The sequence below is a fragment of the Pseudooceanicola nanhaiensis DSM 18065 genome (genome assembly GCF_000688295.1).
GTDB classification, from domain to species: domain Bacteria; phylum Pseudomonadota; class Alphaproteobacteria; order Rhodobacterales; family Rhodobacteraceae; genus Pseudooceanicola; species Pseudooceanicola nanhaiensis.
In genome coordinates, this window is record NZ_JHZF01000013.1 from 480,719 (window position 1) to 495,723 (window position 15,005).

General features: G+C 65.2%; 17 protein-coding genes. 9 read left to right on the forward strand and 8 right to left on the reverse strand.

What is annotated here, in order from left to right:
* Nucleotides 1-4 precede the first annotated feature (4 nt).
* On the forward strand, nt 5-523 hold the full coding sequence (gene secB / locus Q344_RS23870) for a protein-export chaperone SecB (RefSeq protein ID WP_036539181.1): 519 nt from the start codon (nt 5-7) through the stop codon (nt 521-523).
* Here the strand turns inward: secB and dnaQ are convergent.
* The 4 genes from dnaQ to Q344_RS0112325 are packed head-to-tail and all read right to left on the reverse strand — an operon-like array spanning nt 520 to nt 3,221.
* Nucleotides 520-1,212, reverse strand: coding sequence for a DNA polymerase III subunit epsilon (dnaQ, locus tag Q344_RS0112310; RefSeq protein ID WP_028286977.1), 693 nt, complete (start codon nt 1,210-1,212; stop codon nt 520-522). The two genes, secB and dnaQ, sit on opposite strands and share 4 nt — an antisense overlap.
* Entirely contained in the window at nt 1,205-1,795 is a 591-nt protein-coding gene (coaE, locus tag Q344_RS0112315) for a dephospho-CoA kinase (protein WP_028286978.1), read from the reverse strand. The genes dnaQ and coaE overlap by 8 nt, the downstream gene beginning before the upstream one ends.
* Nucleotides 1,792-2,625 (reverse strand): shikimate dehydrogenase, encoded by an 834-nt coding sequence (locus Q344_RS0112320; protein ID WP_028286979.1) that lies wholly within the window; start codon nt 2,623-2,625, stop codon nt 1,792-1,794. The genes coaE and Q344_RS0112320 overlap by 4 nt, the downstream gene beginning before the upstream one ends.
* On the reverse strand, nt 2,622-3,221 hold the full coding sequence (locus tag Q344_RS0112325) for a Maf family protein (RefSeq protein ID WP_028286980.1): 600 nt from the start codon (nt 3,219-3,221) through the stop codon (nt 2,622-2,624). The genes Q344_RS0112320 and Q344_RS0112325 overlap by 4 nt, the downstream gene beginning before the upstream one ends.
* A gap of 420 nt (nt 3,222-3,641) precedes the next feature.
* On the opposite strand from Q344_RS0112325, the gene hemJ reads away from it, so the two are divergent.
* The 7 genes from hemJ to Q344_RS0112360 all read left to right on the forward strand — a co-directional run bounded on the left by hemJ (nt 3,642) and on the right by Q344_RS0112360 (nt 10,996).
* Nucleotides 3,642-4,091 carry a protoporphyrinogen oxidase HemJ gene (gene hemJ / locus Q344_RS0112330; protein WP_028286981.1) on the forward strand — a complete coding sequence of 150 codons (450 nt, stop codon included), beginning with the start codon at nt 3,642-3,644 and terminating at the stop codon, nt 4,089-4,091.
* A gap of 130 nt (nt 4,092-4,221) precedes the next feature.
* Entirely contained in the window at nt 4,222-5,493 is a 1,272-nt protein-coding gene (gene rho, locus Q344_RS0112335; protein ID WP_028286982.1) for a transcription termination factor Rho, read from the forward strand.
* Between the two features lie 36 nt (nt 5,494-5,529).
* On the forward strand, nt 5,530-6,804 hold the full coding sequence (gene mnmE, locus Q344_RS0112340) for a tRNA uridine-5-carboxymethylaminomethyl(34) synthesis GTPase MnmE (RefSeq protein ID WP_028286983.1): 1,275 nt from the start codon (nt 5,530-5,532) through the stop codon (nt 6,802-6,804).
* Nucleotides 6,805-6,816: 12 nt separating this feature from the next.
* Nucleotides 6,817-8,682 (forward strand): tRNA uridine-5-carboxymethylaminomethyl(34) synthesis enzyme MnmG, encoded by a 1,866-nt coding sequence (gene mnmG, locus Q344_RS0112345; RefSeq protein WP_028286984.1) that lies wholly within the window; start codon nt 6,817-6,819, stop codon nt 8,680-8,682.
* Complete coding sequence (gene rsmG, locus Q344_RS0112350) at nt 8,679-9,290, forward strand: 16S rRNA (guanine(527)-N(7))-methyltransferase RsmG (RefSeq protein ID WP_028286985.1); 612 nt, start codon at nt 8,679-8,681, stop codon at nt 9,288-9,290. Before mnmG ends, rsmG begins: the two co-directional genes overlap by 4 nt.
* The gene (locus Q344_RS0112355) at nt 9,283-10,092 is read left to right on the forward strand and encodes a ParA family protein (RefSeq protein WP_028286986.1); all 810 of its coding nucleotides are present in this window, start codon (nt 9,283-9,285) and stop codon (nt 10,090-10,092) included. Before rsmG ends, Q344_RS0112355 begins: the two co-directional genes overlap by 8 nt.
* Nucleotides 10,093-10,102: 10 nt before the next feature.
* Nucleotides 10,103-10,996, forward strand: coding sequence for a ParB/RepB/Spo0J family partition protein (locus Q344_RS0112360; protein ID WP_028286987.1), 894 nt, complete (start codon nt 10,103-10,105; stop codon nt 10,994-10,996).
* Here Q344_RS0112360 and Q344_RS0112365 read toward each other — a convergent pair.
* From Q344_RS0112365 to rph, 4 genes are read right to left on the reverse strand one after another with little or no spacing between them, the layout of a single operon-like run.
* The gene (locus tag Q344_RS0112365; protein ID WP_028286988.1) at nt 10,980-11,339 is read right to left on the reverse strand and encodes a YbaN family protein; all 360 of its coding nucleotides are present in this window, start codon (nt 11,337-11,339) and stop codon (nt 10,980-10,982) included. The two genes, Q344_RS0112360 and Q344_RS0112365, sit on opposite strands and share 17 nt — an antisense overlap.
* A complete protein-coding gene (gene hemW, locus Q344_RS0112370; RefSeq protein WP_051630599.1) occupies nt 11,339-12,514 on the reverse strand; it encodes a radical SAM family heme chaperone HemW in 1,176 nt (391 codons plus the stop codon). Before hemW ends, Q344_RS0112365 begins: the two co-directional genes overlap by 1 nt.
* Nucleotides 12,498-13,106: an RdgB/HAM1 family non-canonical purine NTP pyrophosphatase gene (rdgB, locus tag Q344_RS0112375; RefSeq protein ID WP_028286990.1), complete on the reverse strand. Its 609-nt coding sequence runs from the start codon at nt 13,104-13,106 to the stop codon at nt 12,498-12,500. Before rdgB ends, hemW begins: the two co-directional genes overlap by 17 nt.
* Nucleotides 13,099-13,815, reverse strand: coding sequence for a ribonuclease PH (gene rph / locus Q344_RS0112380; RefSeq protein ID WP_028286991.1), 717 nt, complete (start codon nt 13,813-13,815; stop codon nt 13,099-13,101). The genes rdgB and rph overlap by 8 nt, the downstream gene beginning before the upstream one ends.
* Nucleotides 13,816-13,936: 121 nt before the next feature.
* Here rph and hrcA point away from each other — a divergent pair, with 121 nt between their 5' ends.
* Complete coding sequence (gene hrcA, locus Q344_RS0112385; protein ID WP_028286992.1) at nt 13,937-15,004, forward strand: heat-inducible transcriptional repressor HrcA; 1,068 nt, start codon at nt 13,937-13,939, stop codon at nt 15,002-15,004.
* Nucleotide 15,005 lies beyond the last annotated feature (1 nt).

The window sequence follows — 15,005 nt, forward strand, 5'->3', positions numbered from 1 at the left end:
CAGCATGACCGACGCGCCCGAAGCCCCGACCCCGCAGCAACCGCAGATCCGGTTCAACGTGCTGAACCAGTACGTCCGGGACATGTCGTTCGAGAACATCCTCGCGCGGAACCCCGTCCGGGCCAATTACACCCCCGATGTGCAGGTGCAGGTCGGGCTCGACGTCAAGAAGCGCGACGGGGCCGAGAACCAGTACGAGGTCGCGATCAAGCTCAAGGCGACCTCGAAGGCCAAGGACGAGGACGTCACGCTCTTCATCCTCGAGGTCGATTACGTCGGGCTCTTCCACGTCGAGGGCGTGCCGGACGAGCAGCTTCAGCCGTTCCTGCTGATCGAATGCCCGCGCCAGATCTTCCCGTTCCTGCGCCGCATCGTGAGCGACGTGACCCGCGACGGGGGCTTCCCGCCGCTGAACCTGGAAAACATCGACTTCCTGCAGATCTTCCGCCAGGAAATGCAGCGCCGCGCGGCCGCCGGCGGTGCGAATGGCGCCAATGGCGCCAACGGCGCGCAGCAGGCCTAGGCCAGCCGCGTCCAGAGCGCGGCGTCGCCCATCTTCGCGACGAAGGCCGCATGCGCTTCCGCTTCCGCCTCGGTGATCCGGGACGGGAGCGGCACCGGCCGCGGCTGCGGGCGCCAGTCGGACTGGCCCGCCGCATGCGCCCCCTGGTGGCCCTGGTCCGAAAGGCCGAAATCGGGCTGCCGCCCCCCGATCAGCTCAAGATAGACCTCGGCCAGGATCTCGGAATCGAGCAGCGCGCCGTGCAGCGTCCGGGCGGAGTTGTCGATCCCGAACCGGCGGCAGAGCGCGTCCAGCGAGGCGGGCGAACCGGGGAACCGCTTGCGCGCGATCTCGAGCGTGTCGATGGCCTGGTCGTCGGGCAGGCGGCGCATGTTCAGCCAGCCGAGCTCTGCGTTCAGGAATTTCATGTCGAACTTGGCGTTGTGGATCACCAGCTTCGCATCGCCCACGAAATCGAGGAACTCCTGCGCGATCTTCGCGAAGACCGGCTTGTCACGCAGGAACTCCTCGGACAACCCGTGCACCTCGAAGGCCGATTGCGGCATGTCACGCTGCGGGTTGATGTACTGGTGATAGGTCCGGCCCGTCGGCATGTGGTTCAGAAGTTCGACGCCCCCGATCTCGACGATGCGGTCGCCCTGCTCGGGCTCGAAGCCCGTGGTCTCGGTGTCGAGGACGATCTCACGCATCCAGTGTCTCCCTGATCCCGGCCACGATGGCCTCAACCTGCGCCCGCGCATGGTCCAGCGTGTCCGTCACCACAACGTGGTCCGCCCGCGCCCGCTTTTCGGCATCGGGCATCTGCTTGGCGCGGATCGCCTCGAACTGCGCCTCGGTCATGGTGCCGCGGGCGAGCACCCGCTCGCGCTGGACCGCCTCGGGCGCCGAGACGACGACGACCGCGTCGAAATTCCTTTCGTTCCCGCCCTCGAACAGGAGCGGGATGTCGAGCACCACGATATCGCTTTCGACGGTGCCGATGAAGTCCTTCCGGTCGAGGCCCACGAGCGGATGCACGATCGCTTCGATCCGGCGCAGCGCGGTGGTGTCGGCCGCGATGATCTCGCGCAGTTTCTCGCGCGAGACGGCGCCATCCACGATCGCCTCGGGAAAGGCCTCGGCCATCGGGGCGACGGCGGCGCCTCCGGCGGCGTACAATCTGTGCACGGCGGCATCCGCATCCCAGACCGCGCAGCCCAGCTCGGCGAACATCTTCGCCGTGGTGCTCTTGCCCATGCCGATGGAGCCGGTCAGCCCGAGAAGATAGGTCATGACAGCGCCGCCTCGCGGGTCTGGTCGTCGACGACGGGGCGGACACCGAACCAGCGTTCGAACGCCGGCACCGCCTGGTGCAGCAGCATCCCCAGCCCGTCCACCGTGTGGCAGCCGGCCGCTTCGGCCGCAGCCAGAAGGTCGGTGCGGAGCGGCGCATAAACAAGGTCCGTCACCACCTGCCCGGCGTGCAATCCGTCGAGCGGCACCCGCAGCGCCGCCTTGCCCGTCATCCCCAGCGAGGTGGAGTTCACCACCAGCGCCGCCTGGTCGATCATGTTCCCGGCCTGCACCCAGTCGACGACCCGCAGCCGCCGGCCGAAATCGTCCTGCAGCCGCTCGGCCCTGAGCCTCGTGCGGTTCGCGACCATGATCTCCTTCACCCCGGCGTCGAGCAGGGAGGCGACCACCGCCCGTGCCGCGCCGCCCGCGCCCAGCAGGGCGACCGGCCCCGCGTCCGGAGACCACGAGGGCGCGCCGCTGCGCAGGTTCTCGAGAAAACCATACCCGTCCGTATTGTCAGCGTGGATCTTCCCGTCGGGCCGGAAGATGAGCGTGTTCGCCGCGCCGATCAGGATCGCCCGATCGGTCACGAGGTCCGCGATCTCCATCACCCGTTCCTTGTGCGGCACGGTGATGTTGACCCCCACGAACCCCGCCTTGGGCAGGGCGCGCAGCACGGTTTCAAGGTCGTCGCCCTCGACATCCATGGGGATGTAGAAGCCGGGCAGCCCGAAGCGCCGCAGCCAGTGACGGTGCAGGATCGGCGAACGCGAATGGGCGATCGGATGGCCGATCACGCCGGCCAGGGGGATCTTCGTCTGGGTCATCCCGCGATCACACCTCTCGTCGTCAGGTAGTTCAGCAGCGGCAGAAGGGGCATGCCGAGGATACAGTGATAATCCCCGGTGACCTGCGTGAAAAGCCGCACGCCCTCGCCTTCATAATGATAGCAACCGACCGCGTCGGAAACCCCCGGCCAGTTCCGGTCGAGATACGCGTCCAGATACTCCTCCGAGAACATCCGCATCATCAGCTTCACTTCCGAGACATGGCGCCAGACCGGCTTGCCGTCCTCGCAGATCACCGCGGCGGAGTAGAGCGAATGACGCTGACCGCGAAGCCGCATCAGCGCCGCCCGCGCGGCCTCGCGGTCGGGCTGCTTGGTGAAGACCTCGGAGCCGAGCGCGAGGATCTGGTCCGACCCGATCACCAGCGCGCCCGGGGTGCGGGCACTGACCCGGATCGCCTTCATCTCGGCCAGCGCGTCCGAGAGATCGCGGGGCGATACCTCCTCGGCCAGCAGCGCCTCGCGCAGCGCATCCTCGTCGACCGCGGCCTTCATCACGCGGAACGGCACCCCGGCGCCTTCCAGCATCGCGGCCCGCGCGGCCGAACCCGAGGCAAGGACGATCTGCTGGCTCATGTGTGCAACCCCGTGGATAAACCCTGTCGAACGGCATGGAAGGTTCTGGGGAAAAGCGCCTTCCGATGCAAGCCGTGGGGGTAACCCGGGGGGCTCGCGGCGGTCGAAGGCATCGGTTAACCTGCGGGAAAGGATAAGCGAGCCATCCACAGTTCACCATCGCTCCCGCGTTCCGTCCCGGAATTCATCCACGTCCGCCTGAGCCGATTGTTTCCCCGTATGCTTATGAAACAAAACGATAATCTGGAATAGTTACCAAGACCGATCACTTTCGACCACAGACTTATCCACAAGATGCGGGATCGGGTATAACCCTGCGGACGGATCAAGGATCCACAGGGCGCGGCGTCCCTACATCATCATCATCTTTCTATTTATCTTTCTTTTATTTAGTGGAGGCCCGACCGTCAGGAGACCCAGATGACCGACTTCCTCGCCACGCTCTATCCCTGGACCAAGGCGCTTCACATCATTTCGGTCATCGCGTGGATGGCGGGGATCTTCTACCTGCCGCGGCTCTTCGTCTATCACACCGAGAAGACCCGGCCGGGGACCGAGCTGGACGCGGTCTACCAGGAGATGGAGCGCAAGCTGCTGCGCGCGATCATGAACCCGGCGATGATCGGGACATGGCTCTTCGGGCTGATGCTGGTCTTCACGCCGGGCATGGTCGACTGGGGCATGGTCTGGCCCTGGACCAAGGCCGCGGCCGTGCTGGTGATGACCTGGTTCCACCATTGGCTGGGGAAACGGCGCAAGGACTTCGCCGCGGGGCGCAACACGCTCACGGGGCGCCGCTACAGGATGATGAACGAGCTGCCGACGCTGCTGATGATCGTCATCGTGATCTCGGTCGTGGTGCGCTTCTGAGGCGCTTTGCCGTCGCGATTGACTCACCCGGTCCGGTTGCCTATATCCGGCGGCAAGCTGCCCGTCCGGGTGGACATTCATCCCAACAAGACAAGATCCGACGCCGCCCGGCGCGATCACGGATATTCCCATGGAAACTGAACGACTGAACCTGTCCGACCTCAAGGCGAAGAGCCCGAAGGACCTTCTGGCCATGGCCGAGGAGCTCGAGATAGAGAACGCCTCGACCATGCGGAAGGGCGACATGATGTTCCAGATCCTCCGCGAAATGGCGGACGAGGGCTGGGAGATCGGCGGCGACGGCGTGCTCGAGGTGCTGCAGGACGGTTTCGGCTTCCTCCGCTCGACGGAAGCCAACTACCTGCCGGGCCCCGATGACATCTACGTCTCGCCCGACATGATCCGGCAGTATTCGCTGCGCACCGGGGACACGATCGAAGGGCTGATGAAGGCCCCGCTCGACAACGAGCGCTATTTCGCGCTGACGACGGTGCAGCTGATCAACTTCGAGGACCCCGAGAAGGCCCGCCACAAGATCGCCTTCGACAACCTCACGCCGCTCTATCCCGACGAGCGCCTGAAGATGGAAGTCGAGGATCCGACGATCAAGGACCGCTCGGCCCGGATCATCGACCTCGTCGCGCCGATCGGGAAGGGGCAGCGGTCGCTCATCGTGGCGCCGCCGCGGACCGGCAAGACGGTCCTGCTGCAGAACATCGCCAACTCGATCGAGAAGAACCACCCGGAATGCTACCTCATCGTCCTGCTCATCGACGAGCGGCCGGAAGAGGTGACCGACATGCAGCGTTCGGTGAAGGGAGAGGTCGTGTCCTCCACCTTCGACGAACCGGCGACGCGGCACGTGGCGGTGTCCGAGATGGTGATCGAGAAGGCGAAACGCCTGGTCGAACACAAGCGAGATGTTGTGATCCTTCTGGACTCGATCACAAGACTTGGTAGGGCCTTCAACACCGTGGTGCCGTCTTCGGGCAAGGTTCTGACCGGCGGCGTCGATGCCAACGCGCTCCAGCGGCCAAAACGGTTCTTCGGCGCGGCACGGAACATCGAAGAGGGCGGCTCGCTGACGATCATCGCGACCGCGCTGATCGATACCGGCTCGCGGATGGACGAGGTGATCTTCGAGGAATTCAAGGGCACCGGCAACTCCGAGATCGTGCTCGACCGGAAGGTCGCCGACAAGCGCGTCTTCCCGGCGATGGACATCCTCAAGTCGGGCACCCGGAAGGAAGACCTGCTGGTCGAGAAGGTCGATCTTCAGAAGACCTTCGTTCTGCGGCGCATCCTGAACCCGATGGGGACGACGGACGCAATCGAGTTCCTGATCTCGAAGCTGAAGCAGACCAAGACGAATTCCGAGTTCTTCGACTCCATGAACACCTGAGGCAGGGCGGCCCTGCCGCCGCCCGGAGAGATGGGTATGGACACGATCTTTGCACTGGCCTCTGCGCCGGGCGCCGCCGGCGTCGCCGTGGTCCGGATCTCCGGGCCACGCGCGTTTTCGGCTGCTCAATCGCTGGTCGGTGATCTTCCCGACGCCCGGCGCGCCGGTCTTCGCATCGTGCGGGGGTCGGATGGTGCGATGATCGACGAGGCGCTGGTACTTGTCTTCGGGCAGGGGGCCAGCTTCACGGGTGAGGATGTCGTGGAACTGCAACTGCATGGCAGCACGGCCGTGGTCTCGGCGGTGCTGCGGGAGCTGTCGGACATCGACGGCCTCCGGCAGGCAGAAGCCGGCGAGTTCACCCGTCGCGCGCTGGAAAACGGGCGGCTGGACCTCGCGCAGGTCGAGGGGCTTGCGGACCTCATCGAAGCGGAGACCGAGGCGCAGCGGCGCCAGGCGATGCGTGTGCTCTCGGGCCGGCTTGGCGAAAAGGCCGAGACATGGCGCCTGGACATCGTCCGCGCGGCCGCACTGGTCGAGGCGACCATCGATTTCGCCGACGAGGATGTCCCGGTCGACGTCATGCCGGAAGTGACGGAGCTGCTGGAGCGCGTGCTCGCCGGTCTTCAATCCGAGCAACGGGGCGCGGTGGTGGCCGAACGTGTCCGTCAGGGGTTCGAGGTGGCGATCCTGGGCGCGCCGAACGTGGGCAAGTCGACATTGCTCAACGCCCTGGCGGGACGGGATGCCGCGATTACCTCGGACATCGCCGGAACGACGCGGGATGTGATCGAGGTGCGGATGGACCTCGGCGGTTTGCCAGTGACGGTGCTGGACACCGCGGGACTGCGCGAGACGGAGGACCTGGTGGAAAGCCTCGGCATCCAGCGCGCGCGGGACCGGGCGGCGGGCGCCGACATTCGCGTGGTGCTGGCCGATGGCGACTTCGTGCCCGACGTCGAGCTTTGCGACGGAGATATTGTCGTGCAGGCGAAAGCCGATCTGCGGGGCGGCGATGGCGTGTCCGGGAAGACCGGGGCAGGGGTCTCCGAGCTTGTCGACCGGATTCGCACGGAGCTCTCCGGCCGCGCTGCGCTGATCGGGACGGCCACGCGGGACCGGCACCGTGTAGCGATGGAATTGGCCGAAGGCCATCTGCGCGCGGCGATTGCGCTCGGAAAAGACGGCGAGTCGGATCTTATCGCCGAAGAGATCCGGAGTGCTGTTCGGGCGCTCGATTCTCTGGTAGGACGCGTCGACGTTGAGAATCTCCTCGACGAGATCTTCTCATCCTTCTGCATCGGTAAATGAGGATTGTTTCACGTGGAACATTCGTTCGATGTCATCGTGATCGGCGGCGGCCATGCTGGCTGTGACGCCGCACATGCCGCTGCTCGTATGGGTGCGAAGACGGCGCTCGTGACGCTGAAGATCAGCGGCATTGGTGTGATGTCGTGCAACCCGGCCATCGGTGGGCTTGGAAAAGGGCACCTCGTCCGGGAGATCGACGCGCTGGATGGCGTCATGGGGCGCGTCGCCGACAAGGCCGGCATCCAGTTCCGTCTTCTCAACCGCCGGAAGGGGCCGGCTGTCCAGGGGCCGCGGGCGCAGGCGGATCGTGCGATCTATCGGTCCGAGATGCTTTCGGAAATGCAGCGGCACCAGAATATCCAGATCATCGAGGGCGAGGTCGTCGATCTTCTGATGGAAAGTGGCGCGGTCAAAGGCGTCAGCCTTGCCGACGGCTCCGAAATTCTTGCTCGCGCCGTGATTCTGACAACGGGAACCTTTCTGCGTGGCGTCATCCACATCGGTGACGTGTCGCGGCCAGGCGGTCGCATGGGGGACTCCCCGGCAATTCGTCTCGCCGAGCGCATTGACAGCTTCGGCCTGCCCTTGGGGCGGCTCAAGACAGGCACGCCGCCGCGACTGGACGGGCGCACCATCGATTGGTCCCAGCTGGAAAACCAGCCGGGTGACGATGAGCCCGTGATGTTTTCCTTCCTGTCCCAACGGCCGAGCGCGCGTCAGGTCTCCTGCGGCATCACGCACACCAACGAACGAACCCACGAGATCATCCGGGACAACCTTGCGCGATCCGCGATGTACGGCGGGTATATCGACGGGGTCGGCCCGCGCTATTGCCCGTCGATCGAGGACAAGGTCGTGCGGTTCTCCGATAAACCATCGCACCAGGTGTTCCTCGAACCCGAGGGGCTGGACGATCCCACGATCTACCCGAATGGCATTTCCACTTCGCTTCCCGTCGACGTGCAGGAAGATTATGTCCGGTCCATCAAGGGCTTGGAGGCCGTTGAAATCCTCCAGCCCGGCTACGCGATCGAGTACGACTATGTCGATCCAAGAGCGCTGGACTTGCGCCTCGGAGTGAAGGGTATCCCCGGGCTGTTCCTGGCTGGGCAGATCAACGGAACGACCGGATACGAAGAGGCCGCGGCCCAAGGTGTTGTGGCTGGGTTGAACGCCGCAGCCTTCTCGCGCGATCTGGACGAGATCACCTTCAGCCGGACGGACTCCTACATCGGCGTCATGGTGGATGACCTGACCACGCGCGGCGTCACCGAGCCCTACCGCATGTTCACGTCGCGCGCCGAGTTTCGCCTGTCGCTCCGAGCGGACAACGCCGATCAGCGTTTGACCGGGAAGGGGTGCGACATCGGATGCGTGGGCGCGACACGGGCGGAGGCGTTCCAAAGGAAGATGGACGCCCTGGCAGCCGGTCGCGCGATCCTTGAAGACCGGACCTACACGCCTCGCGAGCTTGGCGAAGCCGGTGTCGCATTGGGGCAGGACGGCAACCGCCGCACCCTGTACCAGGTCCTGGCGTTGCCGGACGTCAATTTTGAGCAGCTGAGTGCCTTGGATGAGCGGCTGGCGGACCTGGAGAGCGAGGTGGCACTTCAGTTGAAGCGCGATGCGACCTACGCGAACTATATCGAGCGGCAGAAACAGGATGTGATGGCCGTCAAGCGGGATGAATCCATGGCGATCCCTGCTGATTTCAACTTCGAGGCCGTGGATGGTCTCTCAAATGAAATTCGCGCGAAACTTGGCCGGGCGCGTCCCGGAAATCTGGCGCAGGCCGCGAAGATTGAGGGGGTGACCCCGGCGGCCCTCACTCTGCTTCTCGCGCGTATCCGCAAGGATACCCGGCGGAAGTCCGCATGAACGGCAGTGCGGTGCTCGGCGCCGATGTTCCACGTGAAACAATCGAGCGGCTGGAGGTCTACGCAGAGCTCCTCCGCCGCTGGAACCCGAAGATAAACCTCGTATCGCCCGCCACCCTCGTCAACCTGTGGACGCGGCATATCACCGATTCCCTCCAACTCAGCGCTCTGGCCAAAGCGGAAGGCCATTGGGTGGACCTCGGCAGCGGAGGCGGCTTCCCCGGTCTGGTGATCGCGATTGCTAATGCCGATAGAACGGCCAGCACCACCACGCTCGTCGAATCCGATCAGCGGAAGGCGACTTTCCTCCGAACGGTCATCCGTGAGACCGGAATTTCTGCCGACGTCATCGGCCGACGGATCGAAACGGTCCAACATCTTTCGGCTGATGTCCTCACCGCCCGAGCACTCGCGCCGCTCGACATGCTCCTGTCATTCGCAGAACGTCACCGCGCTGTCGACGGCATCTGCCTGTTTCCGAAAGGCGAGACCTGGGCGGAAGAAGTCGCAGCCGCCGAGGTGAACTGGCGCTTCCGTTACGAGGCCGTGCCGAGTAAAACGAACGCAGCCTCAGTCATCCTCAAGATCGGAGAATTCAGCCGTGGCTGACGTCTTTCGCGCCAGACAACCCAGAATCATCGCTGTCGCTAACCAGAAGGGCGGGGTGGGCAAGACCACGACGACGATCAACCTCGGCGCGGCGCTGGTGGAACTTGGCTTGCGGGTGCTGCTGGTGGACCTCGACCCGCAGGGCAACGCGTCGACCGGCCTGGGGATCGAGGTCGAAGACCGCACCTACACGACCTACGACCTTCTTCTCGGCGATGTCGACCTGCCCGAGATGATCCTGACGACCGAGATCCCGAATTTCCACATCATCCCGGCCACCGTCGATCTGAGCTCGGCCGATCTGGAGCTGATGTCGAACGAAAAACGCAGCTTCCTGCTGCATGATGCACTCCGGCAGCCCGCAATCGAGGGGCTCGATTACGATTACATCCTGATCGACTGCCCGCCTTCGCTGTCGCTGCTGACCGTCAACGCGATGGTCGCGGCGAATTCCGTGCTGGTGCCTCTGCAGAGCGAGTTCTTCGCCCTTGAAGGGTTGTCGCAGCTCATCTCGACCGTGCGCGAAGTCCGGCAGACGGCGAATCCCGAGTTGCGCGTGGAAGGTGTTGTGTTGACCATGCATGACTCACGCAACAACTTGACGCACCAGGTTGAACAGGATGCGCGCGACAATCTTGGAGACATGGTGTTCCGGACGGTGATCCCGCGCAATGTGCGCATCAGCGAGGCGCCATCCTATGCGATGCCGGTGCTCGATTATGACACGACGTCCCGCGGCGCGATCGCCTACCGGGAGCTGGCCAAGGAAATTCTGGATCGCCACGCAGCGACCAATGCGTGAGGAGGGGACGATGAACGACAGGAAGAAACCGCGCGGGCTCGGCCGGGGGCTCTCTGCCCTGATGGCGGATGTGCAGCCTGAAGCCGGGGCCACCACGCCGGCGGCGCCGCGGGCCTATGACATGACGCTCCCGATCGAGGTGATTGCCGCGAACCCGGAGCAGCCGCGCCGTCGCTTCACGCAGGAGCAGCTGGACGAGTTGACGGCCTCGATCCGCGAGAAGGGCATCATCCAGCCGCTGATCGTGCGGCGGAAGGTGAACGGCACCGCTGAATACGAGATCGTCGCCGGCGAACGGCGCTGGCGTGCGGCGCAGGCGGCGCAGCTGCACGAGGTGCCGGTGATCCTGCGGGATTTCGACGACACCGAAGTGCTCGAGATCGCGATCATCGAGAACATCCAGCGGGCGGACCTGAACCCGGTGGAGGAAGCCGCGGGCTATCGGCAGCTGATGGAGAAGTTCGGACACACGCAGGAGAAAATGGCCGAGGCGCTTGGCAAGAGCCGGTCGCATATCGCGAATCTGCTGCGGCTGCTGAACCTTCCGGCCGAAGTTCGGGATCTCCTCGAGGAAGGCAAGCTCAGCATGGGCCATGCCCGCGCGTTGATCACCGCCGAGGATCCGGTTGCCATCGCGCGGCGGGTCGTGCGCGACGGGCTCTCGGTGCGCCAGACCGAGAAGCTGGCGAAGGGCGTTGAGGAAGCGGCGCCGAAGCCCGCACCGCGCCAGGTCGTCGAGAAGGACGCCGACACCAAGGCGCTGGAAGCCGACCTTTCCGCCGCGACCGGGCTGAAGGTTCAGGTGGACCACAAGCCGGGTGGCGAGGCCGGGGTGGTCACCATCCGCTACGACGGTTTCGACGGGCTGGATGCGATCTGTCGTCTGCTCAACGGGGGCCGCTAGGCCGGGTCCAGATGAAGAGCATCACGCAGGACAGCGTCGCGCCCTGGATGATCAGCAGGGCGGGGCGCAACCCCGCGAGGATCGAAATCATGTAGACCCCTGCGACCGAGAGCGTGGCCAGCCGCTTCGCACGCAGCGAAATCGCGCCGTGACGGTTCCAGTCCTCGATGGGGGGGCCGAGTTTTTCGTGATTTATCAACCAGTTATGCAGATTCTCCGAGCTTCTGGCGAAGCAGAAGGCTGCCAGAAGCAGGAATGGCACGGTCGGCAGCAGCGGCAGCACGATCCCGATCGCGCCAAGGGCGACGGCGAGGCAGCCCGCACCGGCCCAGAGCCAGCGCATCAATCGTCCCGCATCAGCTCGGCCAGAACCGAGTTCAGCACCATCCGCCCCTCGGGCGTGGCGCAAATACGGTTGGCCGCGCGGCTGATCATCCCGATTTCCTCCATCATCGCGATCCGTTTGGGGTTCAGCTCATGCCCGGCAAGGCTTGAGAAACGGTTGAGGTCGATCCCCTCGCTGAGACGTAGCCCGAAAAGCAGGAATTCCTCGGCCATATCTTCCCGGGTGAGGCTTTCGCGCAGATCGGGCCTGCCGTTCTCCACCGCGTCAAGCCACGCCCCCGGCATCCGCGGCGACTCGGTCGCGACACGCGTGCCGCCCAGTGTCACCCGGCCATGCGCGCCGGGTCCGATCCCGAGGTAATCGCCGTAGCGCCAGTAGACGAGGTTGTGCCGCGATTCCGCGCCGGGCCGGGCGAGGTTCGAGACCTCGTAGGCGGAAAATCCCGCCGCTGCGGCCATCTCCTGCGTCAGGGCGTAAAGCTCGGCGGAGAGCTCGTCGGAGGGAAGCCCGCGCAGGCCGCCATGCCGGAAGCGTTCGCCAAAGGCGGTGCCGTCTTCGATGGTCAGTTGATAGAGCGAGATGTGATCGACGGCCAGCGCCAGCGCGCGACCCAGTTCGGCGCGCCAATCCTCGAGCGACTGGTCCTGCCGGGCGTAGATCAGATCGAAACTGACCCGGTCGAAGGTCTCGCGCGCCATGTCGAAAGCGGCGAGCGCCTGATCGAGGTCGTGCAGACGTCCGAGCCGTTTGAGGTCGCGATCGTTCAGCGCCTGGACGCCGAGCGAGAGCCGATTGACCCCGGCGCGCGCGAAGTCGCGGAACTTCTGCGCCTCGGACGAGGTCGGGTTGGCTTCGAGCGTGATCTCGACATCATTGGCGAAAGGCCAGCGGGCGCGGAGCCGGTCGATGATCGCCTCGACCAGCGCGGGGGGCATCAGCGACGGGGTGCCGCCGCCGAAGAAGACCGACCTCACCACGCGGTCGGGCGCCATCTCCGCGTGGCGGTCGATCTCGGCCAGAAAGGCGCGTTGCCAGCGGTCGTGGTCGACCGCGGCGACGACGTGGGAATTGAAGTCGCAATAGGGGCATTTCGCCTGGCAGAAGGGCCAGTGCAGGTAGATGCCGAACCCGCCGGCGCGCCAGTCCTCGGAGATGTCAGGCGAAGCAGCCATCGACCAGCTTGCGGAACGCCTCGGCCCGGTGGCTCATCCCGTGCTTCTTCGCGGGGTCCATCTCACCGAAGGTTTCGGTTTCTCCGTCCGGCAGGAAAACAGGGTCGAATCCGAAGCCATTGGCCCCGCGCATCGGCCAGACGACCTGACCCTGAACCTGGCCGACGAAGACCTCGTCATGCCCGTCGGGCCAGGCCAGACAGAGCGTGCTGTTGAAGGACGCGCGGCGCGGCGCGGGGGCGTTGATCTCTTCGAGCCTGGTCCAGAGCTTCTCCATCGCCATGACGAAGTCGCGACCCTGGGGCGTCTCGGCCCAGTCGGCGGTGTAGACGCCGGGCGCGCCGTCGAGCGCGTCGACCATGATGCCGCTGTCATCCGACAGCGCCGGCAATCCGGTCGCCTTCGCGGCGTAATGGGCCTTGATCCGGGCATTGCCCGCGAAGGTGTTTTCGGTCTCCTCGGGCTCGTCGAGCCCATGGTCGGCGGCAGACGAGACCTCGATGCCGAAGGGCGCGAGAAGATCGGCGATCTCCCGCAGCTTGCCCTTGTTGTGACTGGCGAGGACCAGCGTCTGCCCGTCGAACCTACGCACCGGTCGCGGCCTTCTGCGCGGCGACCAGTTCCGAGACGCCCTTTTCGGCGAGGTCGAGCAGCTTGTTCATCTCGTCGCGGGAATAGGTCGCGCCCTCGGCCGACATCTGCACTTCGATCAGGCGGCCCGAGCCGGTCATGATGAAGTTGCCGTCGACACCCGCCTCGCTGTCCTCGGGGTAATCGAGGTCGAGCACCGGCTGGCCCGCGTAAATGCCGCAGGAGACAGCCGCCACCGGATCGACCAGGGGGTCGGTCACCACGTCGCCGGTCTTCATCAGCTTGTTGACCGCCAGCCGCAGCGCGACCCAGCCCCCGGTGATCGAGGCGCAGCGCGTTCCGCCGTCGGCCTGGATCACATCGCAATCGACGGTGATCTGGCGCTCGCCAAGCGCGTTCCGATCCACGCCGGCGCGCAGTGCGCGACCGATAAGCCTTTGAATTTCCACGGTTCTTCCGCCCTGCTTGCCGGCAGACGCCTCGCGCCGCATCCGCGAGGTGGTGGAGCGCGGCAGCATCCCGTATTCCGCCGTGACCCAGCCCTGGCCGGAGCCTTTGATGAAGGGCGGCACCCGTTCCTCGATCGTCGCGGTGCACAGCACGTGGGTGTCGCCGATGCGGATCATGCAGGACCCTTCCGCGTGCTTCGTGATCCCGGTTTCGATTGAAACCTGGCGCATTTCGCTTAGATCTCGTCCTGACGGTCGCATGTCGGTCCTCCTGATATGCAATCGGGATGACACTCCGAAGAAGTGAAGGCAAGCCCGATTGACCTTTGGCAGGGGGGCTCTTTAATGGACCGCCAGACTAGGGCAAGGGTCCGGACCGCAGATGACTGAGCAGAGCTCGATCCTCGACGATCTCAATGACCGCTCCCGCGAAGTGTTCCGGCGGGTTGTCGAAGGCTACCTGGAGAGCGGGGAGCCCGTGGGCTCGCGCACGCTCACCCGCCTGATGAGCGAGAAGGTCAGCGCCGCGACGATCCGCAACGTGATGCAGGACCTCGAATTTCTCGGCCTGCTGAATTCGCCGCATGTCTCGGCCGGGCGGATCCCGACTCAGCAGGGGCTGCGGATGTTCGTGGACGGGCTGCTCGAGGTGCGCGACCTCGAGGCGAACGACCGCGAGATGATCGACGCCACGGTCGCCGGGTCGGGCGACGTGACCGGCATGCTCGACCGGATCGGCGCGGCGCTGTCGGGCGCGACGCGGGGCGCCTCGCTGGTGCTGGCCCCGAAGCACGAGGCGCCGATCAAGCATATCGAATTCGTCGGGCTGGGCCATGACCGCGCGCTGGTCGTGCTGGTCTTTGCCGACGGCCGGGTCGAGAACCGGATCTTCACGCCGCCGCCCGGCCAGACGCCCTCGTCGATGCGGGAGGCCGCGAATTTCCTGAACGCGCTGATCGAGGGCAAGACGATCTCGGACCTGCGCGGCGTCATCCAGCGCGAGATCGCCGCGCGACGTCAGGAGATCGACGTCCTGGCCCGCGCGATGGTCGAGGACGGGCTCGCCGTCTGGACCGACACCGGCGACCGGCACGAGCGGCTGATCGTGCGGGGAAGGGCGAATCTCCTCGGTGGAGAGACGCCGCAGGAAGACCTCGACCGCATCCGGGAGCTCTTCGACGACCTCGAACGCAAGCGCGACATCGCCGAATTCCTCGAACTCACGGAAGCGGGAGAGGGTGTGAGGATTTTCATCGGGTCGGAGAACAAACTTTTCTCACTTTCGGGTTCCTCTCTGGTGGTTTCTCCTTATATGAACGCGGATCGAAAAATCATCGGCGCGGTCGGGGTCATCGGGCCCACACGTCTGAACTACGGACGGATCGTGCCGATCGTGGACTATACAGCGCAGCTGGTCGGGCGCGTGATCTCTGACCGGAGCGAGAGGTGAA